30 protein-coding genes are annotated in these 25,812 nt (G+C 40.8%); 29 read left to right on the top strand and 1 reads right to left on the bottom strand.

Translation table 11 applies throughout. The features are described 5' to 3' along the window. Positions 1–210 precede the first annotated feature (210 nt). The 29 genes from F8L24_RS00340 to F8L24_RS11180 all read left to right on the top strand — a co-directional run bounded on the left by F8L24_RS00340 (position 211) and on the right by F8L24_RS11180 (position 24,361). Positions 211–1,719 carry an oligosaccharide flippase family protein gene (locus F8L24_RS00340; RefSeq protein ID WP_294950913.1) on the top strand — a complete coding sequence of 503 codons (1,509 nt, stop codon included), beginning with the start codon at positions 211–213 and terminating at the stop codon, positions 1,717–1,719. 193 nt (positions 1,720–1,912) lie between these two features. Next, positions 1,913–2,845, top strand: coding sequence for a glycosyltransferase family 4 protein (locus F8L24_RS00335; protein WP_294950912.1), 933 nt, complete (start codon positions 1,913–1,915; stop codon positions 2,843–2,845). Beyond that, complete coding sequence (locus tag F8L24_RS00330) at positions 2,824–3,831, top strand: N-acetylneuraminate synthase family protein (protein WP_294950911.1); 1,008 nt, start codon at positions 2,824–2,826, stop codon at positions 3,829–3,831. The genes F8L24_RS00335 and F8L24_RS00330 overlap by 22 nt, the downstream gene beginning before the upstream one ends. Then, a complete protein-coding gene (gene neuC, locus F8L24_RS00325) occupies positions 3,824–4,984 on the top strand; it encodes a UDP-N-acetylglucosamine 2-epimerase (RefSeq protein WP_294950910.1) in 1,161 nt (386 codons plus the stop codon). The genes F8L24_RS00330 and neuC overlap by 8 nt, the downstream gene beginning before the upstream one ends. Positions 4,985–5,047: 63 nt before the next feature. Continuing rightward, positions 5,048–5,404: a four helix bundle protein gene (locus F8L24_RS00320; RefSeq protein WP_294950909.1), complete on the top strand. Its 357-nt coding sequence runs from the start codon at positions 5,048–5,050 to the stop codon at positions 5,402–5,404. Continuing rightward, positions 5,401–6,171 carry an acylneuraminate cytidylyltransferase family protein gene (locus F8L24_RS00315; protein ID WP_294950908.1) on the top strand — a complete coding sequence of 257 codons (771 nt, stop codon included), beginning with the start codon at positions 5,401–5,403 and terminating at the stop codon, positions 6,169–6,171. The genes F8L24_RS00320 and F8L24_RS00315 overlap by 4 nt, the downstream gene beginning before the upstream one ends. Beyond that, complete coding sequence (asnB, locus tag F8L24_RS00310; RefSeq protein ID WP_294950907.1) at positions 6,172–7,890, top strand: asparagine synthase (glutamine-hydrolyzing); 1,719 nt, start codon at positions 6,172–6,174, stop codon at positions 7,888–7,890. Further along, entirely contained in the window at positions 7,887–9,275 is a 1,389-nt protein-coding gene (locus F8L24_RS00305) for a hypothetical protein (RefSeq protein ID WP_294950906.1), read from the top strand. Before asnB ends, F8L24_RS00305 begins: the two co-directional genes overlap by 4 nt. 3 nt (positions 9,276–9,278) lie before the next feature. Next, positions 9,279–10,418 carry a glycosyltransferase family 4 protein gene (locus F8L24_RS00300; RefSeq protein WP_294950905.1) on the top strand — a complete coding sequence of 380 codons (1,140 nt, stop codon included), beginning with the start codon at positions 9,279–9,281 and terminating at the stop codon, positions 10,416–10,418. Positions 10,419–10,495: 77 nt separating this feature from the next. Next, on the top strand, positions 10,496–11,614 hold the full coding sequence (locus tag F8L24_RS00295) for a glycosyltransferase (protein ID WP_294950904.1): 1,119 nt from the start codon (positions 10,496–10,498) through the stop codon (positions 11,612–11,614). Next, positions 11,577–12,701: a glycosyltransferase gene (locus F8L24_RS00290; RefSeq protein WP_294950903.1), complete on the top strand. Its 1,125-nt coding sequence runs from the start codon at positions 11,577–11,579 to the stop codon at positions 12,699–12,701. Before F8L24_RS00295 ends, F8L24_RS00290 begins: the two co-directional genes overlap by 38 nt. Then, positions 12,694–14,067, top strand: a complete 1,374-nt coding sequence (locus F8L24_RS00285; RefSeq protein WP_294950902.1) for an O-antigen ligase family protein — start codon at positions 12,694–12,696, stop codon at positions 14,065–14,067. The genes F8L24_RS00290 and F8L24_RS00285 overlap by 8 nt, the downstream gene beginning before the upstream one ends. Continuing rightward, on the top strand, positions 14,064–15,077 hold the full coding sequence (locus tag F8L24_RS00280; RefSeq protein WP_294950901.1) for a glycosyltransferase family 4 protein: 1,014 nt from the start codon (positions 14,064–14,066) through the stop codon (positions 15,075–15,077). Before F8L24_RS00285 ends, F8L24_RS00280 begins: the two co-directional genes overlap by 4 nt. Beyond that, positions 15,078–16,370, top strand: a complete 1,293-nt coding sequence (locus tag F8L24_RS00275; protein WP_294950900.1) for a hypothetical protein — start codon at positions 15,078–15,080, stop codon at positions 16,368–16,370. It abuts the gene before it with no gap. 127 nt (positions 16,371–16,497) lie between these two features. Beyond that, positions 16,498–16,773, top strand: a complete 276-nt coding sequence (locus F8L24_RS00270) for a hypothetical protein (RefSeq protein ID WP_294950899.1) — start codon at positions 16,498–16,500, stop codon at positions 16,771–16,773. A 362-nt stretch (positions 16,774–17,135) separates the two neighbouring features. Then, positions 17,136–17,438, top strand: coding sequence for a nucleotidyltransferase domain-containing protein (locus tag F8L24_RS00265; RefSeq protein WP_294950898.1), 303 nt, complete (start codon positions 17,136–17,138; stop codon positions 17,436–17,438). Next, positions 17,419–17,784, top strand: a complete 366-nt coding sequence (locus F8L24_RS00260; RefSeq protein WP_294950897.1) for a HepT-like ribonuclease domain-containing protein — start codon at positions 17,419–17,421, stop codon at positions 17,782–17,784. The genes F8L24_RS00265 and F8L24_RS00260 overlap by 20 nt, the downstream gene beginning before the upstream one ends. Positions 17,785–17,850: 66 nt before the next feature. Next, positions 17,851–18,009 carry a hypothetical protein gene (locus F8L24_RS00255; protein ID WP_294950896.1) on the top strand — a complete coding sequence of 53 codons (159 nt, stop codon included), beginning with the start codon at positions 17,851–17,853 and terminating at the stop codon, positions 18,007–18,009. A 49-nt stretch (positions 18,010–18,058) separates the two neighbouring features. After that, positions 18,059–19,306, top strand: a complete 1,248-nt coding sequence (locus F8L24_RS00250; RefSeq protein WP_294950895.1) for an ATP-binding protein — start codon at positions 18,059–18,061, stop codon at positions 19,304–19,306. A gap of 12 nt (positions 19,307–19,318) precedes the next feature. Further along, on the top strand, positions 19,319–20,545 hold the full coding sequence (locus F8L24_RS00245; RefSeq protein WP_294950894.1) for a glycosyltransferase family 4 protein: 1,227 nt from the start codon (positions 19,319–19,321) through the stop codon (positions 20,543–20,545). 64 nt (positions 20,546–20,609) lie between these two features. Then, positions 20,610–20,858: a hypothetical protein gene (locus tag F8L24_RS00240; protein ID WP_294950893.1), complete on the top strand. Its 249-nt coding sequence runs from the start codon at positions 20,610–20,612 to the stop codon at positions 20,856–20,858. Then, entirely contained in the window at positions 20,855–21,256 is a 402-nt protein-coding gene (locus F8L24_RS00235) for a PIN domain-containing protein (RefSeq protein ID WP_294950892.1), read from the top strand. The genes F8L24_RS00240 and F8L24_RS00235 overlap by 4 nt, the downstream gene beginning before the upstream one ends. Before the next feature lie 15 nt (positions 21,257–21,271). Further along, complete coding sequence (gene wecB, locus F8L24_RS00230) at positions 21,272–22,426, top strand: UDP-N-acetylglucosamine 2-epimerase (non-hydrolyzing) (protein ID WP_294950891.1); 1,155 nt, start codon at positions 21,272–21,274, stop codon at positions 22,424–22,426. A gap of 138 nt (positions 22,427–22,564) precedes the next feature. Further along, the gene (locus tag F8L24_RS00225) at positions 22,565–22,876 is read left to right on the top strand and encodes a type II toxin-antitoxin system RelB/DinJ family antitoxin (protein ID WP_294950890.1); all 312 of its coding nucleotides are present in this window, start codon (positions 22,565–22,567) and stop codon (positions 22,874–22,876) included. After that, positions 22,870–23,190 carry a type II toxin-antitoxin system PemK/MazF family toxin gene (locus F8L24_RS00220; RefSeq protein ID WP_294950889.1) on the top strand — a complete coding sequence of 107 codons (321 nt, stop codon included), beginning with the start codon at positions 22,870–22,872 and terminating at the stop codon, positions 23,188–23,190. Before F8L24_RS00225 ends, F8L24_RS00220 begins: the two co-directional genes overlap by 7 nt. Before the next feature lie 66 nt (positions 23,191–23,256). Further along, positions 23,257–23,478, top strand: coding sequence for a hypothetical protein (locus F8L24_RS00215; protein WP_294950888.1), 222 nt, complete (start codon positions 23,257–23,259; stop codon positions 23,476–23,478). Positions 23,479–23,524: 46 nt separating this feature from the next. Next, complete coding sequence (locus F8L24_RS00210) at positions 23,525–23,725, top strand: hypothetical protein (protein ID WP_294950887.1); 201 nt, start codon at positions 23,525–23,527, stop codon at positions 23,723–23,725. 130 nt (positions 23,726–23,855) lie between these two features. Further along, positions 23,856–24,080: a hypothetical protein gene (locus F8L24_RS00205; protein ID WP_294950886.1), complete on the top strand. Its 225-nt coding sequence runs from the start codon at positions 23,856–23,858 to the stop codon at positions 24,078–24,080. Further along, positions 24,077–24,361, top strand: a complete 285-nt coding sequence (locus F8L24_RS11180; protein WP_365937942.1) for a type II toxin-antitoxin system RelE/ParE family toxin — start codon at positions 24,077–24,079, stop codon at positions 24,359–24,361. Before F8L24_RS00205 ends, F8L24_RS11180 begins: the two co-directional genes overlap by 4 nt. Positions 24,362–24,422: 61 nt before the next feature. On the opposite strand, the gene F8L24_RS00200 is transcribed toward F8L24_RS11180, so the two are convergent. Beyond that, entirely contained in the window at positions 24,423–25,721 is a 1,299-nt protein-coding gene (locus F8L24_RS00200; protein WP_294950885.1) for a nucleotidyltransferase family protein, read from the bottom strand. Between the last annotated feature and the right edge of the window lie 91 nt (positions 25,722–25,812).

The raw sequence follows: 25,812 nt of genomic DNA, 5'->3' as shown, positions 1-25,812 counted from the left end.
TGCCATTCAAAAGAAATATGGAACACTGTCTAATCAAAGTTTCAAAGCATTTCATAGTATGTTTTGCAAATATTTTGGATGTAAAAATTGATGTTGGAACTTTGTAGGTACATGAAATGAAAAAAATCCTCATAGTATTTGGTACCCGTCCTGAAGCCATTAAGATGGCACCCCTTTTCAAATCCAAAAGATAAAAGAAGCAAAATAATCATGCCAGGTGCCCGGAAATCAGCTAAATATATCTTTTTTGGGAATACATTCACAAGAGTTATTACATTTGCAGCCTCCATTGCTTTAGCAAGATTGCTCTTCCCTTCAGACTACGGTTATCTTATGATGGCTTCAGTTTTCAGCAGTTTTATTGGTATATTGGCAAATACAGGTTTTGAAAATTTTTATTTACAGGAAAAAATAGAGAACATTCAACAGAAAAAAATGATTCTATCAATTACAGTTAAACTAAGATTGATGATGAATATTTTCATGTTTATTCTACAATTCATTCTTTCTTATCCTGTACAGCATTATTATGAGAGTGAAATTGTTGGGCAACTTTTGAGAATACTTTCTGTAGGCTATATTATCAATGCTTTTTATCAGGTTCCACTTTTTGTGCTAAGGAAAAAAATCGATTTTAGACCAGAAGTGTATGCAGGCATAGCAAAAGGTCTTGTTGATAGTGGAACAAAAGTATTGTTTGCTTATTTGGGGTTTGGTGCACTTTCTTTTGCCTATGGGTCAATTTTGGGTGGTATTGTATTTATGTTGATTATCATTAAAAAATCAAACGAAACGTTTGATTTAAAACTTTGGGATCAAGAATTATTTCATAAAATTTTTTATTTTGGAAAACATTATCTTGTTACTGGAATCGGAAGCTATTTATCTTCCTATATGGATAAGATTATATTAATGAACAACTTTAATCCTCATGCGCTAGGTTTGTATAATTTTGCATTTTCACAATCTGATAATATTCGAGCCAAAACAAGTCGTCCTATGGGTAAGTTGATCATAAGCTATATCGCCAAACATAAAGATGACCCTGAAAAAATAAAAAATGCATTATGGTCAATGAGTTATTTTGAATTGGTATTTTTTACACCTATATATATTTTTTTAATGTTTTATGCGGATTTTATTGTTGTAAACATTTTCGGAGACAAATGGCTTGATGCTGTTCCTGTTATACAAGTTTTCTTGGTATATGGATTGATCACATCTATTTATGGAGCCTCAATCAATATTTTGACTGGCATAGGATATCCTGAGATACAGTCTAAACTTTCTTTGGCAAATTTAGTTGTACTTATTCCTGTGCTATTACTTATTTCTTTTTTGAAAGGGAGTATTATTGATTATGCAATAACATATGTTGTTATTACCATATTGTATTCTGTAATAAAGTCAGGTATTGGCATCATTAAGCTAGGTTACAATCCTTTTGTTTTTTTTACGAGTCTTAAGCTTGGTATTTTTGTGATACAGAATATAATATTTTCTGTGAGTATTGCTTTAATAATTTCAATATTCGATAAAAGCATGGTTGGGTTTATATTGGCAGGAATACTTATGTTATTGCTCTTTATTTTGTTTCATCTTGTCATTTACAGACAATATTTTTTTAAATCATTTTCCTTTCTTGTAAATAAGGAACATAAAATATACAAATTGTTGACAAAAATATCTAACATACTTCTTCAAAAAGGAAAAATATGAAAAAACGGTTATTGTTTCACATTTTGCATTGCCATATAGTGGTATTGCAAGTTGGACTACAAGATTTTCATATCTGTTAAAAAAAGAAAATTCAAATATCGACTATGTTATTTGTCCTAAAAAAAATTTAGATAAAACTATTGTTCAGTCAAAACATTACCTTGTAGAAGAACCAAAAATTTTGAGATATAAAATGGAAGCTTTTATCAAGTTTTATCGTTTTAAAGTCTACTGGAATGCACTCAAGAAGATACTCTCCTCTGAAAAAGAACTGATTGTTATGATCATTGACAATCCTGGACTTTTGAAAACCGTTGATTATTATGCTAGAAAAGAAGGTGTAAGAAGTCGCATTAAAATATTATTTTTTATTCATGGGTATCATTATTTTATGCCACCTAATGAACTTGAAAATTTTTATGGAATGATAGATGACTTAATTGTATTGACAAGAGCTTCCTATCATTTTCAGCTTACTCAGACACATGCACTTCCTTGTGAAGTTACACATATATATAATGGGGTGGACTCAATAAAATTTCAACACGTTTCAGCTTCTGATAAAACAATATTGCGTCAGACATTGGGATTATCCGAAAATAAGATATATTTGCTTTGGCTCTCTCAAGATCGTTCTAAAAAAGGATTGCATATTATTCTTAAAGCCTGGGAAAAACTTATACAGGACCTCCCTAATATAGAACTTTTGATAATCGGAACCCATAATGAAATCCATGGTAAACAGATAAGATGGTTGGGAAGAATCCCTAATGATCAGTTAGCTTCTTATTATCAAGCTTCAGACATATATCTTTTTTCAACTTTATGCCATGAAGGGCACCCGATGTCCTTGACTGAAGCATTAAAATGCGGAAATGTATGTATAGCCTCCAATATCGACCCAGTTGCGGAAATTATGGGAACTGGTTCTTTTGGTCGGTTGGTAGATTTTCCAAATATGCCACAAAATTGGGTAAAAGCGATTTCTGATGAACTTAAGAAATATGAAAATAATAGTAGAATAAATACATATAGAAAAAATATACCAGATAAAATATATGATTTAGAAGAATGGTGTAAAAATATTGAAAAATTGGTTGAAAAATGGAAAAAACGTACATTATAGCAGAAATAGCACAAGCCCACGAAGGAAGTTTGGGTATTTTGCACTCCTACATCGATGCCCTGGCACAGACCGGAGTAGATGCTGTCAAGTTCCAGACACACATTGCCCATGCAGAGAGCAGTGAGCATGAACCGTTCCGTGTGAAGTTTTCGTATGAAGATGCCACACGGTACGACTACTGGAAACGGATGGAGTTCACACTGGAGCAGTGGAAAGGCATCAAAGCCCATTGTGATGAGGTGGGTGTTGCTTTTATCTCTTCTCCCTTTTCCAATGCGGCAGTAGACCTTCTTGAAGAAGCAGGGGTATCTGCCTACAAAATAGGCAGCGGGGAGGTAACGAACCTGCTGCTGCTTGAAAAGATAGCCCGAACAGGAAAGCCGGTCATTCTCTCATCGGGGATGAGCTCATTTGAAGAGCTTGACATCAGTGTGCAGTTTCTCAAAGAGAAGGGCATCGATGTTTCCGTACTTCAGTGTACGACAGCCTACCCGACCAAACCCGAAGAGTGGGGGTTGAATGTTATCGATGCATTAAAGACACGCTATGGGGTGCCCGTAGGATTTTCCGACCACTCAGGTGATATTTTCGCCTGTTTGGCAGCAGTGTCACTCGGAGCGGAGATACTGGAGTTTCATGCCGTGTTCGACAAACGGATGTTCGGTCCCGATGCCAAAGCATCTCTGACCATAGACGAGATTGCCCGTCTTGTCGAAGGGGTACGAGACATAGAGACTGCTCTCTCCCATCCAGTCGACAAACAGGACAACAGCCGATTTAGTACACTCAAAAGCATCTTTGAAAAGAGTCTTGCAGTTAACAAAAACCTTGAAGCCGGGCATGTGTTGACATTTGATGATCTTGAAGCCAAAAAACCGAAAGGGTTCGGCATCGATGCTTCTGCATGGCAACAAGCAATAGGCAAAACACTAAAAACAGATAAAACGACTTGGGAGTTTCTCACAAAGGAAGACATCGATGAATAAACGAAAAATTTGTGTGGTAATCACAGCAAGGCCAAGCTATGCACGGGTAAAAACAGCTTTAACCGCTATTAATGAACATCCTGATTTGGAACTTCAACTTGTTGTCGCAGGTTCTGCATTGTTAGACAGATACGGCAATGCTGTAAATGTCATAGAAGAAGATGGTTTCGAAATAACCGAAAAGGTCTACAATGTTTTGGAGGGTGAAACGCCAACAGCAATGGCCAAGACTACCGGTTTGGCACTGATGGAGCTGTCTAATGTTTTTTACAATCTTCAACCCGATGTTGTCGTCAGTATTGCCGACCGTTTCGAAACAATTGCCACTTCCATTGCCGCTTCTTATCAAAATATTCCTCTGGCACACATACAGGGGGGAGAAGTGACAGGGAACATAGACGAAAAAGTCCGCCATGCCAATACAAAACTGGCAGATATCCACCTGGTCGCTTCCCGGGATGCCCGTGAACGTGTCATCAAAATGGGAGAAGACCCTGCCTATGTTATCAATACGGGCTGTCCCTCGATAGATTTGGCAAAAGAAGTGCTGGAAAACCAGAAACTCGGTTTTGACCCTGTAGAAAAATATGGTGGTGTGGGAGACATAGACGACTGGGAGAAAGAAGGATACCTTGTAGTAATGCAGCATCCCGTTACCACAGAATATGAGGCATCCAAAGAACATGTGCTTGAAACACTCAAAGCGGTTGATGTACTGAATATGCCTACCTTCTGGTTCTGGCCCAATGTAGATGCCGGAGCTGACGGTACTTCTAATGCGATCCGTACTTTCAGAGAATTGAAAAACCCCAAAAATATCCGCTTTTTCAAAAACATGGAACCTGAAGATTTTCTACGCTTGATAAAAAATGCAAAAGTATTGGTCGGCAATTCAAGCGTAGGCATACGCGAAAGTTCCTACTTGGGGATTCCTGTTGTAAATATCGGTACACGCCAACATGGTCGAAAACGCGGGAAAAACGTGATTGACTGCGGTTACGATCAAAAAGAGATCGAGCAGGCTATTGAAAAGCATGTTGAACATGGTCACTACGAATCGGAATATATTTATGGAGACGGTATGGCTGGCGTTAAAATCGCAGAAACTTTGGCAACCATACCACTTCGTTTTCATAAAACGATTACTTATTAGTGGGGAAGTTGGAAGTTGGAAGTTTGAAGTTTGAAGTTTGAAGTTTGAAGTTGAGGAGGGGTGATGGCGAAGTTTAAAGAGTTGATTGTTTGGCAGAGAGCTATGGATCTTGTTGTTTTGGTTTATAAAAAACTGGAAGATTTTCCTAAAAATGAAATGTATGCTTTGTCGGATCAAATTCGTAGATGTGGTGTATCTATTCCTTCCAATATTGCTGAGGGGGCTGGAAGAAATTCTAAAAAAGAGTTTGTTCAGTTTTTGCATATTGCCTTAGGTTCTCTTTATGAACTACAAACACAATTGGAAATTTCGGAGCGTATTGGTTATATTGCCAATGATGAAATACTCTTGGATAAAATTTTTGAAATTGAAAAAATGCTTAATGCTCTAATAAGTTCCATAAAAAAAGGTATCCAATGAAACAAACTTCCAACCTGAAACTTGAAACTTCCAACTTGAAACTTCCAACTTCTAACTTAAAAATCCTCGGATTAATTCCGGCAAGGGGTGGTTCCAAAGGTGTGCCAGGCAAAAACATCAAGCCACTGGCAGGAAAGCCGCTGATCGCCTATACCATTGAACAGGCAAATGATGCTTTATTACTTGAAAAAACCATTCTCTCAACCGATGATGAGAAGATAGCGGAAGTGGCACGCAACTATGGACTTGAAGTACCCTTCATGCGACCGGAAGCACTGGCGCAAGATCATTCGGGAAGCCTTGAAGTCGTGCAGCATGCTTTGGATTTTATGGAATCACAGGGTGAAGTGTACGATGCGGTCTGTCTGCTTCAGGTGACAAGTCCTTACCGTCCACAAGGGGTCATAGACGATGCCATACGCATGTTTGTTCAGGAACGCCCCGATGCACTGGTATCGGTGAGGAAGGTGCCCGATGAGTTTAACCCTCACTGGACCTTTGAAATAGAAAAGAATAACCGTCTCAAAATCAGTACCGGAGAGAAAAAGATCATCCCCCGCCGTCAGGAACTTCCGCCTGCCTACCACCGTGACGGTGCCATCTACATCACTTCCGTAGAGACCATACGCAACAAAGGCTCACTGCTTGGAGACGATATTGTGGCTTTCCCCATCGAGAGTCCGGAGCTAATCAATATCGATACGATGGAGGATTGGGAAAAGGCAGAGTCCTTTTATGTATCCCTCAATGGAAAGGAAGAGTCGTAAATGTGCGGTATAGTCGGCATTGTCGGAAAGGCAGCGAAAGAGCGTACACTCGATGCAATGCTCCATGCCCAACAGCACAGAGGCCCTGACCATACCGGAAAGCTGATGCCAAAAGAGGGGGTGGCACTGGGACATAACAGGCTCTCTATCATTGACCTCTCTACTGAAGCGAACCAGCCCATGGAAGATGGTCAGGGACGCTATGTGATCGTCTTTAACGGTGAGATATACAACTATCTTGAACTAAGACAGACATTGGCTTACCACTATGCATTTCGTACCGTGTCCGACACGGAGGTACTCCTTACAGCCTATACTGTTTGGGGAGAAGCGATGCTTGAACGGCTTAACGGTATGTTTGCGTTTGTCATTTACGACCGGCAGCAGGGAAACCTCTTTTGTGCAAGGGATCGTTTTGGGGTAAAGCCATTCTACTATATGGAGTATGAAGGGAGTCTCTATGTTGCCAGCGAGATCAAGGCGTTTGAAGCTGCCGGCATACCGCTTCGTCCCAAAGAGAGAGTGTGGGCATCCTATCTTGCCTACGGTACCTACGGCAGACCTGAAGAGAGTTTTTGGGAAGGGGTACGGCAGCTTGAGGCAGGATGCTCGATGGTGTATGACGGCAGTGTGAAGATAAGACGGTGGTACGATTTTGCATCACGCATCGGGCAACTTCATACCGAAACTACACTCGAAGCGGTGCAGGCATCGTATGAAACGCTGCTTGAAGAGAGTGTCAAATTGCGTTTCCGTGCCGATGTAACAGTAGGGTTCAATCTCAGCGGGGGGTTGGACAGCTCGACCCTGCTTGCCATGGTACACAAAACCCATCCGGGCAATGACAACATCAAGGCATATACCTTCTACACAGGTGACGAACGCTACGATGAGGACAAATGGGTAGAGATGATGCTTGAGCGTACAGGCAACCCGCTGCAAAAAGTGCTTCTTACCGCTGCAGGTGTACCCGCACTTGCCCAGGAGCTGTTTGAAGTGCAGTATGAACCCTATGGGGGCATCCCTACAATCGCTTACTACACGCTTTTTAAACAGGCAAGAGCTGACGGGACACTGGTGCTGCTTGACGGACAGGGCATGGATGAGCAGTGGGCAGGGTATGATTACTATACGGCACAGGGTGACAGCCTTGTACAGGGTGTCAAGACATCTCCCACCCGTACCAATGTTTTGCGGACAGACTTTGCCCAGGCAGCGCAAAAACATCCTTATCCCAAACCCTTTGATAATGCCTTGCAGAATATGCAGTACCGAGATCTTTTTTATACTAAAATCCCACGGGCTTTGCGTTTTAATGACCGTGTTTCCATGGCATCGTCGGTTGAACTGCGTGAACCTTTTCTTGACTACCGTCTGGTTGAGCTTGCCTTTGCGCAGCCACAGGAGTACAAGATACGTGCAGGGCAAAAAAAGTGGATGCTCCGGCAGATTGCACAAAAGCATTTGAGTAAAGAGATCGTTTTCGCTCCCAAACGTCCGGTACAGACACCTCAGCGTGAATGGTTAGGTAATGAGTTGACAAGTTTTGTAGATGAACAGATAGAGCAGATCGCATCTTCAGAACTGAGACGATGGTTTAAGGTAGATGAAATGCAAAAAGAGTGGCTTGCCTACAAAAACGGTGCACAGGATAACGCTTTTTATATTTGGCAGTGGGTGAGTGTCGGACTGATGATAGAAAGCAGGGGGATCAAGTGAAAATACTGTTTTTGGTACCCGATGGTGTGGGAATACGCAATTATCTGTATTCGAACATTTTAAAAGATTTGACAGATAAAGGGCATGAAATCGTTGTGTGGCATGCGTTGAGTGAAAGTGCTTTAGGCGAGGTTGAATCTTTACATGACATAAGATTGGATAGTGAGCCGTTACCGCCCTATAAAGAGAGTATGTCTGAAAAGTTCTTACGTGAGAGTATCAGCTATGCCCGTTTGCGGCATAACACTCATATAGTGAAAAATCAGACTCTGATGACGAACTGGGCACCTTCCATTAGAAATTTCAGGCTTAAACTGTTTTATAAAGCAGTGGAAATAACAGGTTCTGCTTTTAACAGTGATAAAGCTATTTTAAAGATGGAAGGCATGTATGACAATCGTGTGAAAAAATCAGCCTATCTGCAGCCGTTTAGTGATTTTTTAAAACGTCATAATCCGGATGTGGTGTTCAACACGCATCAGCGTTCCATCATTGCCGTACCTGCTGTTCTCACAGCGCAGATGTCAGGTATAAAGACAATCACCGCGATCTACTCATGGGACAACCTTCCCAAAGCCCGGCTGGCTACACGGACGGATGGTTATTGTGTATGGTCAGAGTATATGAAAAATGAGATGCAAATGTATTATCCTGAAATAGAGGAAGCTTCCATAGTTGTTACCGGAACACCTCAATTTGATTTTTACCATGACAAATCACTTTACTGGGACAAAGAACTATTTTGCCAAAAATATGATCTTGATCCTAAGAGAAAAATAATATGTTTTTCCGGTGATGATACACGTACCTCTCCTTACGATCCTGAGTATTTGGCAGACCTTGCAGAAGCGGTAGAACAGATGGAAAAAAGCAAAAGACCCCAAATACTTTTTCGTCGGTGCCCTGCTGACTTTTCAAATCGGTATGATGAAGTGTTGAAGCGTTATAAGGATGTCATTAAAGTGTCCGATCCTTTGTGGAACCGTGATGAGGGTGAAAATTGGAACCTTTTTTACCCATCATTTGAGGATGTTGCATTACTGGTCAATATCGCCTTTCATTGCGATACGGTTTATAATGTCGGGTCAACCATGGCACACGACTTTGCGATGTTTGACAAACCGGCATGTTATATCAAGTATGACCAGACAGATTCTGAAGCGTGGTCGGTAGAGACGATTTACAGGTTCCAACACTTTAAAAGTATGGAAGGCCTGGATGCCGTAGTATGGATCAACAGTAAAGAAGAAATGGCTGAAAAGGTACTGCGTGTACTTGAACATCCCGATGAAGTTGCAGTTGACAGAAAGAAATGGCTGAATATCATTACCGAATCTCAACAAAATGTTTCAAAACGTATTGCAGCATTTTTAACAGAAGGATAAAATATGCACATCTCTTTTATAACCCATGAATACCCTATGACCGGAAAAACGCAGGGAGGCATAGGGTCAGTTGTACAGACCATAGGACGTGCGTTGTGCAATAAGGGCATACGGGTATCGGTTGTTGGTGCCTACAACGGGATCGAGCGTGAGATGTATGAAAATGACGAGGGGGTACACGTATGGCGGCTTCCCGGTGCCAGATGGCCGGCGGGCAACTTTATACCAAATTCTAAACGTTTGGTAAAAAAACTTTACCAGATACATGATGAAACACCCATAGACATCATTGAAGGTGCAGAGCTTTCTTTTGCGTTCATTCCAAATAATTTTCCTGCCAAAAAAGTGATACGTATGCATGGCGGGCATCATTTCTTCGCGGTGACATTGGGTAAAAAAACTGCATTCTGGCGTTCTTTTCAGGAGAAGCAGTCGTTTGCAAAAGCTGACGGGCTGATCGCTGTCAGTGATTTTGTGGGCAAGACTACGAAATCACTGCTGCACTTTTCACAACCTTTTGAAACGATCTACAATATCGTCGATACCGGAAAGTTTTATGCCGCATCGGATGACAAGGTGATCGCAAGGAAGATCCTTTTTGTCGGTACGGTAGTTGAGAAAAAAGGGGTACGCCAACTGGTAGAAGCAATGCCGAAGATCCTTGAGGCTTACCCGGATGCCACACTTGACATTGTCGGTAGGGACTGGAAAGATCCCCAAACAGGAGAATCCTATACTGCATACCTGAAAACATTCATTACACCAGACATTGAAAAAGCCGTGAAGATCGTCGGACCGCTGCCGCATCATGATATACCAAAAAAGCTGGAGCAGGCGGAGGTGTGTGTGTACCCTTCGCATATGGAGGCGATGCCTATTGCCTGGCTGGAAGCACTCGGTATGGGCAAAGGGGTGGTTGCAAGCAAACTCGGACCCGGACCTGAAGCAGTAATAGACCAGAAGACGGGACTGCTTTGCCATCCGCTCGATCCGAATAATATTGCCGGAAAGATCATCGCCATGTTCGACGATCCTGAAATGGCACAGGTGATGGGAGAGAATGCGCGGGAAGATGTTCTGACCCGTTTTAATCTGGAGCGTATTGTCGAACAGAATATCGATTTTTACAGGTCATTGTTATGAAGTTTCTCATAGTCACACACGTCCAACATAAAAAAACAGGTGATCAGATATATGGGTATGGCCCCTATATTAAAGAGATGAACCTTTGGTTAAAACATGTCGATGAAGTAAAAGTGGTCGCCCCCATACAGAATGGCACTGCCGATCTGATAGACCTTCCTTACAAACATGAAAAACTGACATTTTCCGAAGTTCCGGCTTTTCACCTCACTTCTAAAAAAGAGGCTGTAAAAACACTTTTTAAACTCCCTGTCGTTTTTGTGCAGATCGTACGTGGCATGGTCTGGGCAGACCACATACACCTCCGCTGTCCGGGCAATATGGGCTTACTGGGCAGTGTGGCACAGATCTTTTTCCCTCATAAACCAAAAACAGCCAAATATGCCGGCAACTGGGACCCTGACAGTCCACAGCCATGGAGCTACCGTTTACAAAAGAAGATACTCTCCAACACGTTTCTGACCCGTAATATGAAAGTACTGGTATATGGTGAATGGCCGGAACAGAGTAGTAACATTGTCCCGTTTTTTACAGCTACGTATAGTGAGGAGGAAGTTTCAAGTTTCAAGTTTCAAGAAAGAGCTTCCAACTTCCAACCTCAAACTTCCAACCTCCAACCTCCAACCTCCAACCTCCAACTTCCAACTTCCAACTTCCAACTTCCAACTTCCAACTTACTGTACGTAGGTGCCCTAAGCCCAGGGAAACGTCCATTGCTCAGCATTCAAACTGCAGAACGTCTGCACAAGGAAGGGTATGAAGTACATTTAGATCTGTTTGGTGAAGGTGTGGAACGTCCAAAGCTTGAGTCGTACATCAAGGAGAACGGGCTGGAAGATTTTGTGGTGCTTCACGGCAACCAAGATGCCGATACTGTTAAACGCTACTACCAAAATGCACATTTTCTCATCTTTGTCTCCAAGTCTGAAGGCTGGCCGAAGGTGGTGGCAGAGGCGATGTTTTGGGGGTGTCTGCCCATTACGACAGATGTTTCCTGTGTCAATTACATGATAGGCAACGGATCTCGAGGGAAGATCGTTATGCCCAATGTGGATGACATTGTAAACAAGGTAAAATATTATCTTGAAAATGCAGATGCATTCAGGCAAAGCAGTGAAGAGGCTATGACATGGTCACGGCAGTTTACGCTGGAAAAGTTTGAAGAAGAGATTGGGAAGCTACTATATGGGAATTAAAGAGCCGAGGGTATTGCAGTTGATAGACTCACTGGCTGCCGGTGGTGCAGAACGTGTCAGTGTCAATCTGGCAAATGCACTGAAAGAAGCAGACGTTCCCAGTTACCTGTGCGCAACACGTCAGGGTGGTGCACTGGAATCTTTTCTTTCCGATAACGTGGGATATATGATTTTACATAAACATTCAGCATTGGATATGAAAGCCCTTGGAAAGTTGATAAAATTTATAAAAAAGCATAAAATCAATGTGATCCACGCACACTCCTCCTCTTTTTTTACTGCGGTGCTTTGCAAGCCGTTTACCGGTGTCAAGATTATCTGGCATGACCATAACGGTATCCGTTATGAAGTAGATCCAAAACAAAATAGAATCATCATACAATTTTCCCATTTTTTTGATGCCGTTATTTCAGTGAATGAAAAACTTGTACAATGGAGTAAAAATAATTTATATTTGCATGAAAAAAAAATTATCTATGTACAAAATTTTGCACAACTGGAGGAAAAAAATTCTTTTGTGTCACTTCCCGGAACAAAAAATACGCGTATAGTATGCCTGGCTAATTTACGCTGGCAGAAAGACCATATAAATTTGTTAAAGGCATTTGAGCAAGTACATGAAACGCATCGAGAATATCATCTCCTGCTTGTCGGAGAGGACAAAAACGATGCCTACAGCCAAAAGATCAAGGCATTCATCAAAGCAAACCATTTGCAGGACAATGTGCATATTCTGGGTACCAGAAGTGATTCGGCAGATATTTTGTTGGCTTCGGGCATGGGAATACTATCTTCAGAGTCTGAAGGATTGCCTGTGGCACTGCTTGAGTATGGCCTGGCAAAACTGCCTGTCGTCTGTACAGAGGTGGGCCAGTGTGCAGAGGTGCTTGGGCATGGGGTGCATGGTGAAGTCGTACCGGCAAAGGACAGTGAAGCATTGGCAGAAAGTATGTTGAAGCTCATAGAAGATGAAAAATATAGAGAGAGCATGGCATCGAAATTGAATGCACATGTGAGAGAAAATTACTCTTCAAAAGCTGTGGTACAAAAACTTGTCGAAATCTATAATGAGGTCTTAAATGCGTAAACTGTTTAGGGGGAAGTATCAACCATTGGTGCTATTGGTTTTGATGATAGCATTGGGAGCAGTGACTGCCCAAATTTCCCAAATAGCATTTTTGGTAGGCATGGGAGCATTTGCCATAGGTATGTACCGTACCATACTCAGACGCAACAGGGGTGGAGAGGCCCATCTTTTTGCCGGATTTATCGTAGGAGCGGAAGTGTATCTTCGCATGTCCTTTGCCGGCTTGCCCTGGGAGTTTGGGAAAATCGCCGTTTTTTTACTGCTTTTGACCGGATGGGTCGTTGAAAAAAAACATAAACCTTTTCCTTTGCTTTTTTTGGTCTATTTGCTTTTACTGCTTCCCGGTATATTCGTCCCAAATTGGGAAAGCATAGCCCATTTTAAAAAGGAGTTTATGTTCACATTTTTTGGGGAAGTTGTATTGGTGATGAGTGTATTCTACTTTTATAAACGCACTCTGAGTCTGGAAGATATGGTGCGTTTTGTCAGATGGATACTGCTTGGTGTGATAGTAACCTCGGCACTGTTGTTTCTGAAGACCCCTGACTATGGATCGATCCATTATGGCGGGGGCTCTAATTTTGCTGCAAGTGGCGGATTTGGTCCCAACCAGGTTGCAGCTATTTTGGGACTGGGTATGGTGTTGATCGGGTATGCGTTGTTAACTGGCCGTAAGATATTTGTCTATCGTACCATTGATGTCGGAATGCTTCTGCTGTTTACGCTTCAGGGACTTTTTACACTTTCACGGGGTGGGCTGATCGCAGCTATTTCCTCTTTAGTATTGGGCATTGTTTTATTGTATCTCTATAATATAAAACAGGCTATGCATCTTTTGCATATTCGCTTTACGCATATTGTAATTTTAGGTTTAGTATTTTCATTTGCTTTTTTTGTTTCCAATAATATTTCATCCGGTGCAGTAGAACGTCGCTATATCAATACCGATAAGTATGGTCAACAGATCAAGGAAGACTACACAACAAAGCGTGGTGACATTGTTTTGGCAGACTGGAAAACGTTCTTGGATCATAGTATTACGGGAGCGGGTATTGGCGGCGGCAGAGTATATCGTGCAGAAGATACAGGCATCAGTGCTGCGCATGTAGAGTTAAGCAGGTTGCCTGCGGAACACGGTATTTTGGGTTTGTTTGCCTTGGCGATCATGTTGTTGTTTCCTGTTTGGATGTTTTTCCGCAGTAAAAATGCGATAACACGTTTTACTCTTGTCGTGTTTACCGGTTACGGTGTTTTGACCATGACACACAATGCTATGCGCTTGGCTTTGCCCAGTTTTCTGTATGGTGCAGGATTTATCTGGATATTGATAGAAAATAAGCATATGAAACTAAAGGGCAGAGGATGATCCTCTACATAGGAAACAAACTTTCCCGGCACGGAAATACACCGACCTCTGTAGAAACACTTGGAAAACTACTGTCAAAAGATTTTCAGGTAAAGTCAGTTTCCGACAAAAAAAATAAAATACTTCGACTTTTAGAGATGCTTTGGTCTATTGTCAAATACCGGCATAAGACAGAGTATGTACTCATAGATACCTACAGCACTTCCAATTTTTACTATGCACTGCTGTGTGCAGGGATGGCTCGCTGTGTCGGTGCGCCTTATATCCCTGTTTTGCATGGGGGAAAGCTTGAAAACCGCTTACGTTTGAATGCAAAGATGAGTGACTTCATATTTAAATATTCCTATGCCAATGTTGCACCTTCCGGCTATTTGTTTGAGATCTTTCAAAAGTACGGCTATAATGTTGACTATATCCCCAATAATATAGAGATTGGGAACTACACATTTACCAAACGAAACAGCGTTCGTCCAAAACTGCTTTACGTGAGGGCTTTCAGCCCCCTGTATAACCCCCAAATGGCGCTGGATGTGCTGGCTCTTTTGTTACAAAAATATGACGATGCCTCTTTGTGTATGGTTGGTCCTGACAGAGACGGTACACTTGAAAAAATAAAACAGAAAGCCGAAGAAATGGGACTGGATGACAAAGTCATATTTACAGGAAAATTAAGTAAAGAGGCTTGGTGGAAGTTATCTGAATCGTATGACATTTTCATTAACACAACCAACGTTGACAATACGCCTGTGAGTGTTATGGAAGCCATGGCACTGGGCTTACCGGTAGTGAGTACCAACGTTGGCGGGATCCCCTATCTTGTAGAAGATGGCAAAGAGGCTCTGCTGGTGGATGCTGATGATGCAGAAGGGATGGCACAGAAAATATTGCTCCTCGTCGACCATCCGTTAAAAGCCGTTGAATTGGCACAAAATGCACGAAAAAAGGTCGAGGGGTTTGACTGGGAAAATGTTAAAATTGCCTGGGTAGACTTGTTGAAAGGTAAAAAATAAATGTCACTCTTTGAACTGATCTATAAATGGCGACACCATGACCTTGCTCCCATCGTTGATGAACTGAAAACACTGAGGGCATTGCCCAAAGATGACTTTGAAGCATGGCAGGAGCAGAAAAAATGGGAGATAGTGCAGTATCTTTATGAGAATAATGCATTTTATCGGGAACATATAGGTGACCAGCTTCCTGAAAAGTGGGAGGAACTTCCTCTTGTCCTGAAGTCAGATCTCCAAAGTAATGAGTATCAGCTTATAAGTGGAAGTTTAAATAAGAATGAAATCTATGCAAACAATACTTCTGGTTCATCGGGGCATCCTTTAAAATTTACAAAAGACTATTATACGCAAGCCCGAGTATGGAGTGCAAAAAAACTTTTTTTTCAAATGCATGGCATAGATATAGGCAGTCGAGAGGCACGATTTTATGGTATACCGAAAAGTTGGAGATCTGCATGGGTCCAAAGACTAAAAGATATGGTTTTGAATCGTTACAGATTTGTCATTTTTGAAATGTCTGATAAAATATTTTCCAAATGGGTAAGCAAATTTCAGAGCGATAAATTTGAATATATTTATGGTTATACCAGTTCTATCGTACTTTTTTGTCGATATCTTAATACAAACAATATTTTACTTAAGTCTATTTGTCCTACATTAAAGGTATGTATGGTGACATCTGAGACCTGTACCAAAGAAGATAAAATACTCATCGAAAAAGCTTTTGGAATTCCTGTTGTTCAGGAATATGGAACGACAGAGGTCGGTTTACTTGGATATGAATGTCAAGAAGGTACAATGCATATTCCTGAAGATAATGTTTTTATTGAGTCAACATCCAATGGAGAATTATTGGTAACAGATCTTTTTAATAAAAGTTTCCCATTTGTAAGATATAAGGTAGGTGATATTGCGGATATAACTGAAAAAAAATGTAAGTGTGGATCTTCCTATCGATCGATTGACAAATTGTTGGGACGTACAAATGATGTTATCCAATTGCCAAGCGGAAAGTTTTCACCAGGGTTTACTTTTTATTACGTTTCACGTGCATTACTTGAATCTTCCGGTATTTTAAAAGAATTTATAATCCGTCAAACAGCTTTGGATACGTTTGAGTTTGATGTTGTCTCCGATAAGGCTTTGGAGGAGACAGATATAGAAGAGTTGAAAAAAACGGCTGAAGAATATCTTGAACCAGGGTTGAATATCGTAGTGCATCAGGTCGACCGGATTGAGCGCCCGGCTTCAGGGAAAATCAAACATTTTTATTCGGAATTGGAGAATAAGTGAAAATCCTCTTCATCACTAAACCAACAAAGTTAAAATAAAAATTTAATAGTTGTTAAATAGTATGGATATTGACATATGTATATAAATAATATTTAATATTGTTAAACAAATATTGAGGAATTGTAGTATGCTTAGTGTTGAACAGTTAGAAAAGCAGCAAGTGGGGTTGAGACTTCCTAAGTATCTTATAGATGATATAGATGCATTTACCAAAAAATACTCTGTGACCAGAACAGATATCATTGTGGAAGCAATAAAGTCATATATCAGTGAGCAGAAATCAAAATTATTTTATGATAATTTTGAAAATGCAGCAAAAGAGTTGCAAGAGACTCGTAGCTTGAAGAAACATAAAGAAATACAAAGTTTAAATGATTTGATTGATGAACTTGAAGATCATTAGTAGAGAATAATCTTTACCTAATGGCAATGTACTCCAAAACAGAATTGGAAAATATTAGTGATGAAAGAATAAATGAAATTCTTCAGAGATATAATTTATGATATAAAATATTAATTGTGAAGCAAGATTACTAGAGGAGTTAATAGCGCTTATAGAGAAGCTGAAAGTATCTCAAATCTTTATTGATGCCAAAACATATGAAGAAGGGAGCGGAAGTGACCGTCATGACTTGTGTGCCTGATTTTCCTCAGGGAAAAGAGAATAAAAAATAAATATTCGTGTTATAATATGAACAAATAGGCTAAATATAGCATAGTAATAGACTTTAAAGATATGCATGTGAAAAATTGAAAGGGTGGAATATGACAAAAAAGGATATTTTACAGACGTTGCAGCAGCAGGAAAATTTTATGAAAAAAGAGTTTGGTGTAGAGAAAATAGGTCTTTTTGGCTCTTATGCAAAAGGGAAGCAGACAGAGTCCAGCGATATTGATTTTTATGTAGAATTTAGAAAAAAAACATTTGACAATCTTGCAGGATTGTGGGTATATTTGGAGACATTGTTTCATAAAAAAGTCGACATTTTACACAAACACAGCAACAGCAACAGCGTTATTTTAAATAGCATTCAAAAAGAGGTTGTTTATGGACAAAGCAGCGACTAAAGAGCTTTTGAAGTTTATACTTGAGAGTATTGCACTTATCAAGCGCCGTTTCGAGCCTGTTTGCAGCAGTGATGATTTTATAAACAGTGATGAAGGACTCGACAGGTTGGATGCGATATCCATGCGGCTACAGTCTATTGGTGAAGCATTGAAAAATATCGATAAAAGAGATAGAGAGATTTTATTGCGCGTCGCTTCTCAAAACTATTGGAGCAAAATCATTAAAACCAGAGAAATTTTGACACATCACTACATCGATATCGATGCTGAGATAATTTATGATATCTGTGATGAAAAGATAGATGAATTAGAAGCGTATATTCAAGAGCTAAACGAATCGATTTAGAAGAAATGGACTATCTTTCTCTTTATAAAAAATATAATTATTACAATGTATAATATAAAAAAACAAATGAAAATCCTCTTCCTCACCGACAACTTCCCTCCCGAAACCAATGCTCCTGCAACCCGTACCTATGAACACTGCAAAGAGTGGGTGAAAAAGGGGGCGGAAGTCACCATCATTACCTGTGTGCCAAATTTTCCACAAGGAAAAGTGAATAGAATATAAATATTCGTGCTATAATACGAATAAATAGATTAAAGTAGGTTACTATAGTATGGAAAAGGTAATTTTATCTCAAAACAAACATTGGAACAAGCCTTATGCTGAACTGTACGAGAGGGATATATTTCCCAGTTTGGTAAAAAAACTGGAGGTTAAACATATACAGGTGCTTCAAGGCATAAGAAGAAGTGGTAAATCCACACTGTTCAAACTTCTTATCAATCATCTTTCCCTGGAAATCGACCCACAGGAAATACTGTATGTGAATCTGGATGATCCATTCTTTATTCCCTATTCGGATGATGCTGCAAAACTGCATGATGTCATCCAGACAGCACAAAAACTTACACAGAAGAATATAACATATCTGTTTTTAGATGAAGTACAGGCGATGAATGGCTGGGAAAGATATGTGAAAAGTGTCTACGATAACGAAGCGTTTAAAAAGATATTTATTACGGGTTCAAACTCTTCACTCCTGAATGGTGACCTGGCAACTTTATTGACAGGACGATATTTATCTACCAAAGTGTATCCACTCTCATTAAAGGAGATATTGAAAATAAATGACATCACTACCTATATGCAGCTTGTAGAGCACTCACCGAAGGTTTTAAACATCGTAGACAATATGGTCAAGTATGGATCTTTTGTAGAAATAGTTGATAACAAAGAAGAATTTAGGAGAGAGATACTCAGCGCTTACTACGATACTATTTTGCTTAAGGATTGTGTCACCAATAATGCCATTAGAGATGTCAAAAGTTTTAAAGAGTTAAGTTATTATCTGCTCTCCAATGTAACATCTCTGTATTCCTATAATTCACTTGCAAAAGCAATTGATATAAATGATAAAAGTGCCAAAGAGTACGTGTCATATCTGGAAAACAGTTATTTGATCGATGAGATCAAGCACTACTCTTACTCTCTCAAAGAGCAGAACCATTCCAAGAAAAAGATATACGCCAATGATAATGGTTTTTTATCTTTTAGTTATAGTTTTTCAGAGAATCGTGGAAAGATGCTTGAAAATTTAGTCTATACAGAATTGATCAAAGCGGGATATGAAGTCTATTTTTACAATAAGAATTTTGAATGTGATTTTATAGCTATACAAGATGGTAAGATAATCGCCATTCAAGTATGTTATGAGTTGCATGATCAAAATAGAAAAAGAGAAATAGGCGGACTTGCCAAGCTGCCGTTTGAAGTAGATAGTAAATATATTATTACCTATAATCAGTCAGATACTTCTGACAGTGTAAAGATTGTTGCATTTTGGGAATACTTTGGTGTATAAGGAAAAGGGAAAATGAAAATACTCTTCCTCACCGACAACTTCCCGCCCGAAACCAACGCTCCGGCAACCCGTACCTATGAACACTGCAAAGAGTGGGTGAAAAAGGGAGCCGAAGTAACCATCATTACTTGTGCACCCAATTTCCCGCAGGGAAAGGTTTATGAGGGATATAAAAACAGGCTGTATCAGAAAGAAAATATTGACGGCATTGAAGTCATACGGGTCTGGAGTTATATCACTGCAAACGAAGGCTTTGCAAAACGGGTACTTGACTATGTGAGCTTTGCCTTTTCTGCATTTTGGGTCGGGCTGTTTCAAAAGGCTGATGTCGTCGTGGCGACTTCTCCGCAGTTTTTTACCACCTGGGCAGCAGTCGGTATCTCGAAGATCCGAAGGAAACCGTGGATCTTCGAGTTGCGGGACCTCTGGCCGGAGTCCATTCGTACCGTTGGGGCTATGAAGCAGAGCAGGGTGCTTGACTGGCTGGAAAAGGTGGAGCTATGGCTCTACAGGGATGCCGACAGAGTAGTGGCCGTGACGGAAGCATTCAAACAAAACCTTATTGGCCGCGGCATCGACGCAGAGAAGATCGATGTCGTCACCAATGGGGCAAATCTTGAGCTATATGTTGCAAGAAAGAAAGACAAGGCACTCCTGAAATCACTTGGACTGGAAGGGAAGTTTGTTGTCGGCTACATTGGAACACATGGCATGGCACACAGTCTGGACTTCATTGTCACCGCTTTGAAAAAAGTGGATGACCCTGACATCCATTTCCTGTTTGTCGGCGGTGGGGCGATGAAACAAACCATTGTGGAGATGGCAGAGAAACTGGCATTGAAAAATGTAACGTTTCTTGACCCCGTTTCCAAAAAACAGGTGCCAGACTACCTCTCCATTATCGATGTGTCACTCGCCCCGCTCAAAAAGTCCGACACTTTCAAAACCGTCATCCCCTCCAAGATATTTGAAGCCTCCGCCATGCGAAAACCCACACTGCTTGGTGTTGAAGGGCAGGCACAGGAGATCATAGAAAAATATGGTGCCGGACTTTGCTTCAAACCGGAAGATGAAACAGATTTCCTTGAAAAACTTGGACGACTTAAAAATGATAAAGCGTTGTATGAAACCTGCCAATCAGGATGTGACAAACTGGTACAGGATTTTGACAGAAAAGTCTTGGCTGAAAAGATGTTGGGTATCTTGGCTGACAGTTGTTCATATTCTAACATTAGTTAAAAATTTAAGAGATATATAAATATATATATCGTAGTATGTACATATATATTGAAAGGGGTTCATTATGTTGGAACTGGGTATTTCGCAGGCACAGGCACAGTTCACAAAGCTCTTGTCCCAGACAGTTTTAATAGTCGATAAAAAGGCACGTAAAAAAAAGGCTGTGATCATGCCTTACGAAGAGTATGAAAAGCTGATGAGACAAGCCAGTACAGAGAAGAGTCTTGAAGAAGGATCATTCAACCAGTTTGTAGGTATACTGGATAACACATTTAAGACAGATGACATAAAGTATAACAAGATTGTCAAATGAAGGTTTTTGTCGATACAAATATTTTTCTCGATCTCATTTTAAAAAGAGAGAATTTTGAGAATGCATTGTTGATATTTAATGCTATAGAGAAAAAATACTACTTTGGAGTGGTGTTGGATATCACACTGTTAAATATTGACTATGTTGCAAATAAACAGGTAAAAGATGTCAAAGCTTTTTTGAGACTGGTCAACAGTGTGTTTGAAGTTGTTGGTGGGAACAACAAAATGTTTCATGACGCATTATCTTTGAAAAATGATGACTTAGAAGACAGTTTACAGTATGTGAGTGCTCAAAAAATGGTGTGTGATGTCATTGTGACCAATGATCAGAACTTCTATGCGGAAGGCATAGAAACATTGACAAGTAGTACATTTGTGAAAAAATATTTCAAATAAAAGGTATAAAACAGTATGAAAATCATCTCTGTAGTCGGGGCAAGGCCCAATTTTATGAAAATTGCACCCTTTGTGCATGCGATAGAAGCGTATAATCACGATCTTGCATCTGAAAAAATAGAACATTTGCTGGTACATACCGGGCAGCATTATGATGACCGTATGTCAAAAGTCTTTTTTGAATCACTTGGCATCCCTGATGCAGACAGGCATATGGACATAGGTTCGGGTACCCATGCCGAGCAGGTAGGGCATACGATGATTGCTTTTGAAAAGATCATCAAAGAGGAAAAGCCGGACTGGGTAGTGGTCGTGGGTGATGTCAATGCCACACTCGCCTGTTCCGTAACCGCCAAAAAAGAGCACATCAAAGTCTGCCACATCGAAGCGGGGTTGCGCTCGGGCGATATGGATATGCCCGAAGAGATCAACCGTCTGGTGACAGACCGCCTCTCTGACCTGCTGCTTACGCCTGATCTGCTTTCAACAGAGAACCTTCGCAATGAAGGTGTAGCAGAGGGAAAAATCTGTTTTGTGGGTAATGTAATGATCGATACGCTCGAAGCCAACAGAGAGAAAGCTGAAGCGATGCAGGTTGAAAATATAGTAAAAGAAAACCTGCTTGATCCTCTGCGTGAGGTACCCGATGAGATAGGGGAGTATTCTGTATTGACCATGCACAGACCTTCCAATGTCGATAAAAAAGAGGTACTGGAACCGATTGTCGATTTTTTGCTGGATGAGGTATGTGAAAAAGAGCTGCTGCTCTGGCCAATCCATCCCCGGGCGAGAAAACAGCTTGAGACCTTTGGATTGTGGGAGAAGGTAAGCACGTCCCCGATGATTATACTGCTTCATCCAGTCAACTACCATGAGATGCTCAAGCTCAATATGTCCGCGAACAGTATGCTTACCGACAGCGGCGGATTACAGGAAGAGTGCTGCGTGCTCGGTACCCCTTGTCTGACACTGCGCTGGAACACCGAACGCCCCATTACCCTCAAAGAGCATGGCGGCGCATCCACCCTGGTGGGGAACAATGTCGCTGCCATACGTGAAGCCTACCAAAAAGTCTCAGAGACTAAACGCAAACCGCAGCGTCCGGAACTTTGGGACGGCAAAGCGGCAGAGCGCTGCCTTGAAGCCATTTTGGAACATACACCGCAATGATAGGAAAGTCCCTCTCCCGCTACCTGAAGCACGGCAAACTGGCAGAAATATTTTGGCGGAAATGATGTTAAAGATTACAGAAAGTAGATTGACATTATAATTCTATTGAAGTATAATAAACCAAAAAGGAGTCATTGAATGAGAAAACAAACCTCCATAAAAGTTGACCCTGAAGCATGGGAGAAGGCAAAGGAGATATTTAAAGAGTATGATCTAACCCTTTCCGATGCGATCAATATTTTTTTAAACAAAGTCCGTCTTGAAGGTGGTATGCCTTTTGAGATCAAACTGCCACGCTCATCGCATTTGAAACAAAACGAAACAAATACGGAAAAAGACAACGATATCCCCTGGGCTTACTGGAAAGATGTCGAACTGGATAACTTTGGCAAGATCGCCATAGGGTTGAGCAAACATGATTATGATGAGGAAGATTACAGCAAATGGTAGGGGGAATCTATGTTATCGATATGCCTTACTCTCATTTCAGACAGTTTAAGGCACGTCCCGTTTTGGTGTTTAAAAAAATTGACAAAAACGATCTTCTTGTCTTGCCGCTGACAACAAATCTTTCAGGTAAAGGCATTGTTATTGACAGTAGCGATATAAAAGAGGGGAGTTTAAAGAAAAAATCGGTTTTGATTATTCCAAAACTAACAGCTATAGACAGTGGACTTATCAATCATACTCGATGTATTGCAAAGCTTAAGAGTAGTGTGTTTGCAGCCATCCGGGAAGCACTGTGTGCGCAACTTGAATGTTGAGGAGGCATTGTTGATATTCAATGCTATAAAGAAAAAACAAAATAAAACTTTGAAAGCTATTGCATAATGCTTGGACAAACTCTCTCCCGCCACCTAAAGCACGGCAAACTTCAATGGCTTGGAAAACCCTTGTATGAAGGCTTGGTCGCGCTGGAGTTGAAATGGGTAAAGAGAAAAGAGCGGGATAGACTGCCTTTCAAACATACGCCGCTGGTCAATACTGCATCCTACCGACAAAGCATCCCTTATCCCGCCGGGAACACTGCTCTCGGGTCTGCCGGTATATGACAAGATTCCAAATTTTTACATTGCCCGTACAGAACGGCTGAAGCTGGTGGGATGGGATGCGCGCATCAAACGCCTCGATCATGCCGATTTCTTTACACGTGCCAAGGGAACACTTGTCACTGTGATGAATGGACAATTTAAGATTTTGCATGCCCAGACACCCCATAACCGCCCCTATATGCAAAAGCGCTATGATGTAAAGCAGGACAGTGCCGTTTTAAAAATGAAATATTATATGAAGATGTAACTCAGGCTTCCGCATCTGTGTGACAAAGTTTTTATCATATCTCATTTTTCAACTATTATTATAGATCCCCTCAAAATATAGAAATTTTGATTATGTTATAATAAACCCAATGAAATAATGAGGAGAATATATGCATACCATTCAATTGAAAATTGATGACAGTATTTTTGATAAAGTAATGACCATGCTTGAGCTGCTTCCTCAAGATAAAATCAGGGTAGAAGATAACGGGTATGACTATCCCCCGATATCGAAAAAAGAGGCTGCAAGAAAAGTGCAATATGCTATTGATCATATGGCTAAAGGTGAAGGAGTGTCACTGGATGAAGCTTTCAATAAAGTTTTGGGATATTGAAACAGTATACTATTATTGTTGAACCAGAAGCACTGCAAGATCTGGAATCGATTTTCTGGTTTATTGCGAAGAATGATACTGCAGTCAAAGCAGAAACATTTTTAGAGGAACTAAAAACAACAATAAGAACATTGGACAACTTACCTTTTAGATGTCGGAAAAGTTATTATACGGATGAAGCAGATACTTATGATTTGATCTATAAAGGGTATACGGTCGTCTACAAAGTTATTGAGGATCATGTATATATTTTGACAATTTTTAGACAGAAAAATTATTGATATTAAAACCCCTTGCAGGGGAGCACTCCTGTGTGCTCCTGTGATTATATGAAGGTCTGACTCAGGCTTCCGCATCTGTTTTGCAAAGTTTCATACTACGGCAAAAAATGAATCGGTATACCATTCCCGCAGGGCGAAGGAGCCAATAGAGCCAGAAAAGGCTGTCCGGAAGGATGACCATGCGCCGTTCATTGATGCCAGGACGGAACAGAAACGCCAAAAGCGTCATGGTTTTATAGTACGGATTGTCCCTTAATCCAATGACTTTGGAAAGTTTTGTCAAACTGTCTTCGGCAGCAGGGCTGTCACTGCCAAGTTCCGATTCGACATAGGTTATAAAAGGCTCAAGTTCCAATGCCTGGCATCGAAGACGGATATCGTCAGGCAGAGGCGTATGAAAATACCTTTGTGCAAGTGCAATGCCCGAGAAAAACATTTTTTCCGCACCCATACCTTTTGCCATTTTTATGGTTTTAACCCAATCAATATCCGGTACGGCACGTATAAACCTGTCTATATCCACGATCCACACCAGCCGCTCCCATACATGTTTCGCTCCATGCAGTGCATGGTAGAGAAGATGGGCTTCCTGTGAAAGTGTCTGCACCGCCTTGCCGTTTATTATTACGGTTTCCGTATTCTCCCAGGGAGAAAACCCTTTGGTAGGCAATGCAAGTTTTCGAAAAAAGTCCCAGTGTATCTCTGTCGCAAGCCCACGGCTCCTGTCATAAAAAGGACAGTCGTTATTCATTTCAAACATCACTTTATCGCCGCTAAACGTCTCTATGGGGTAATGGGGAGTGTAGCCTTTCTCCTGCATAAGGGATGCGATATTTCTAAAATCTTTTCTGTGTATCAGAATATCGAGATCTCCATACTGCCGCAGCGTAATGTCACCATACGCCACCTGTGCCAGAGCAGGGCCTTTGAAGGCTAATGCCTCAATGCCATTCTCTTCGAAAAGTTTCATGATTCTCAGTAATTCACTTGTCATTAACATATTTTTTTGGACTATGGACATGTAAAAATGCTTCAGGTCGGAGAGTAAAGGGGTGAATGGGTTTGTTTCGTTCGTGGCAGATTCGGACTTGCCATAAACGTTTGGCACGGCCAAACCTACGGGGTTTTCCATTTTTTCCTCTTCACTAAGTCGTTTCAGGGTTTTGTAGACCAGCGGCAGTATGCCGTGCTGATGGGCCAAGCCGATCAGAGCGTTGCACCCCTCTTTCGTTTTAACGACGGGGGTATCGGCATTTAGTGCCAGATCTTTGGACGGGTCTGCCTGGCAGCAGGCGATGAGGAAACGCAGTTCAGGGGAGAGATTGGTTTTAATGTTTAACTGGGTTTGGTTCTTCGGCATGGGGTATTATAGTTCTTTTTGTGTATTTTTCATATCAATAATAATTTGCTTCTCTTCATCTATTTTCATAGTGTTTTCATAGTGTTTTCAT

Origin of the sequence: Sulfurovum sp. (genome assembly GCF_015493435.1) — a bacterium.
GTDB lineage: Bacteria > Campylobacterota > Campylobacteria > Campylobacterales > Sulfurovaceae > Sulfurovum.
This window is presented reverse-complemented; position numbering and strand designations above follow the sequence as displayed.

Coding starts and splice junctions, on each gene's coding strand:
- F8L24_RS00340 (WP_294950913.1), top strand. CDS start 211: ATGCCAGGTGCCCGGAAATCAGCTAAATATATCTTTTTTGGGAATACA.
- F8L24_RS00335 (WP_294950912.1), top strand. CDS start 1,913: ATGGAAGCTTTTATCAAGTTTTATCGTTTTAAAGTCTACTGGAATGCA.
- F8L24_RS00330 (WP_294950911.1), top strand. CDS start 2,824: ATGGAAAAAACGTACATTATAGCAGAAATAGCACAAGCCCACGAAGGA.
- neuC (WP_294950910.1), top strand. CDS start 3,824: ATGAATAAACGAAAAATTTGTGTGGTAATCACAGCAAGGCCAAGCTAT.
- F8L24_RS00320 (WP_294950909.1), top strand. CDS start 5,048: ATGGCGAAGTTTAAAGAGTTGATTGTTTGGCAGAGAGCTATGGATCTT.
- F8L24_RS00315 (WP_294950908.1), top strand. CDS start 5,401: ATGAAACAAACTTCCAACCTGAAACTTGAAACTTCCAACTTGAAACTT.
- asnB (WP_294950907.1), top strand. CDS start 6,172: ATGTGCGGTATAGTCGGCATTGTCGGAAAGGCAGCGAAAGAGCGTACA.
- F8L24_RS00300 (WP_294950905.1), top strand. CDS start 9,279: ATGCACATCTCTTTTATAACCCATGAATACCCTATGACCGGAAAAACG.
- F8L24_RS00295 (WP_294950904.1), top strand. CDS start 10,496: ATGAACCTTTGGTTAAAACATGTCGATGAAGTAAAAGTGGTCGCCCCC.
- F8L24_RS00285 (WP_294950902.1), top strand. CDS start 12,694: ATGCGTAAACTGTTTAGGGGGAAGTATCAACCATTGGTGCTATTGGTT.
- F8L24_RS00280 (WP_294950901.1), top strand. CDS start 14,064: ATGATCCTCTACATAGGAAACAAACTTTCCCGGCACGGAAATACACCG.
- F8L24_RS00275 (WP_294950900.1), top strand. CDS start 15,078: ATGTCACTCTTTGAACTGATCTATAAATGGCGACACCATGACCTTGCT.
- F8L24_RS00270 (WP_294950899.1), top strand. CDS start 16,498: ATGCTTAGTGTTGAACAGTTAGAAAAGCAGCAAGTGGGGTTGAGACTT.
- F8L24_RS00265 (WP_294950898.1), top strand. CDS start 17,136: ATGACAAAAAAGGATATTTTACAGACGTTGCAGCAGCAGGAAAATTTT.
- F8L24_RS00260 (WP_294950897.1), top strand. CDS start 17,419: ATGGACAAAGCAGCGACTAAAGAGCTTTTGAAGTTTATACTTGAGAGT.
- F8L24_RS00255 (WP_294950896.1), top strand. CDS start 17,851: ATGAAAATCCTCTTCCTCACCGACAACTTCCCTCCCGAAACCAATGCT.
- F8L24_RS00250 (WP_294950895.1), top strand. CDS start 18,059: ATGGAAAAGGTAATTTTATCTCAAAACAAACATTGGAACAAGCCTTAT.
- F8L24_RS00245 (WP_294950894.1), top strand. CDS start 19,319: ATGAAAATACTCTTCCTCACCGACAACTTCCCGCCCGAAACCAACGCT.
- F8L24_RS00240 (WP_294950893.1), top strand. CDS start 20,610: ATGTTGGAACTGGGTATTTCGCAGGCACAGGCACAGTTCACAAAGCTC.
- F8L24_RS00235 (WP_294950892.1), top strand. CDS start 20,855: ATGAAGGTTTTTGTCGATACAAATATTTTTCTCGATCTCATTTTAAAA.
- wecB (WP_294950891.1), top strand. CDS start 21,272: ATGAAAATCATCTCTGTAGTCGGGGCAAGGCCCAATTTTATGAAAATT.
- F8L24_RS00225 (WP_294950890.1), top strand. CDS start 22,565: ATGAGAAAACAAACCTCCATAAAAGTTGACCCTGAAGCATGGGAGAAG.
- F8L24_RS00220 (WP_294950889.1), top strand. CDS start 22,870: ATGGTAGGGGGAATCTATGTTATCGATATGCCTTACTCTCATTTCAGA.
- F8L24_RS00215 (WP_294950888.1), top strand. CDS start 23,257: ATGCTTGGACAAACTCTCTCCCGCCACCTAAAGCACGGCAAACTTCAA.
- F8L24_RS00205 (WP_294950886.1), top strand. CDS start 23,856: ATGCATACCATTCAATTGAAAATTGATGACAGTATTTTTGATAAAGTA.
- F8L24_RS00200 (WP_294950885.1), bottom strand. CDS start 25,721: ATGCCGAAGAACCAAACCCAGTTAAACATTAAAACCAATCTCTCCCCT.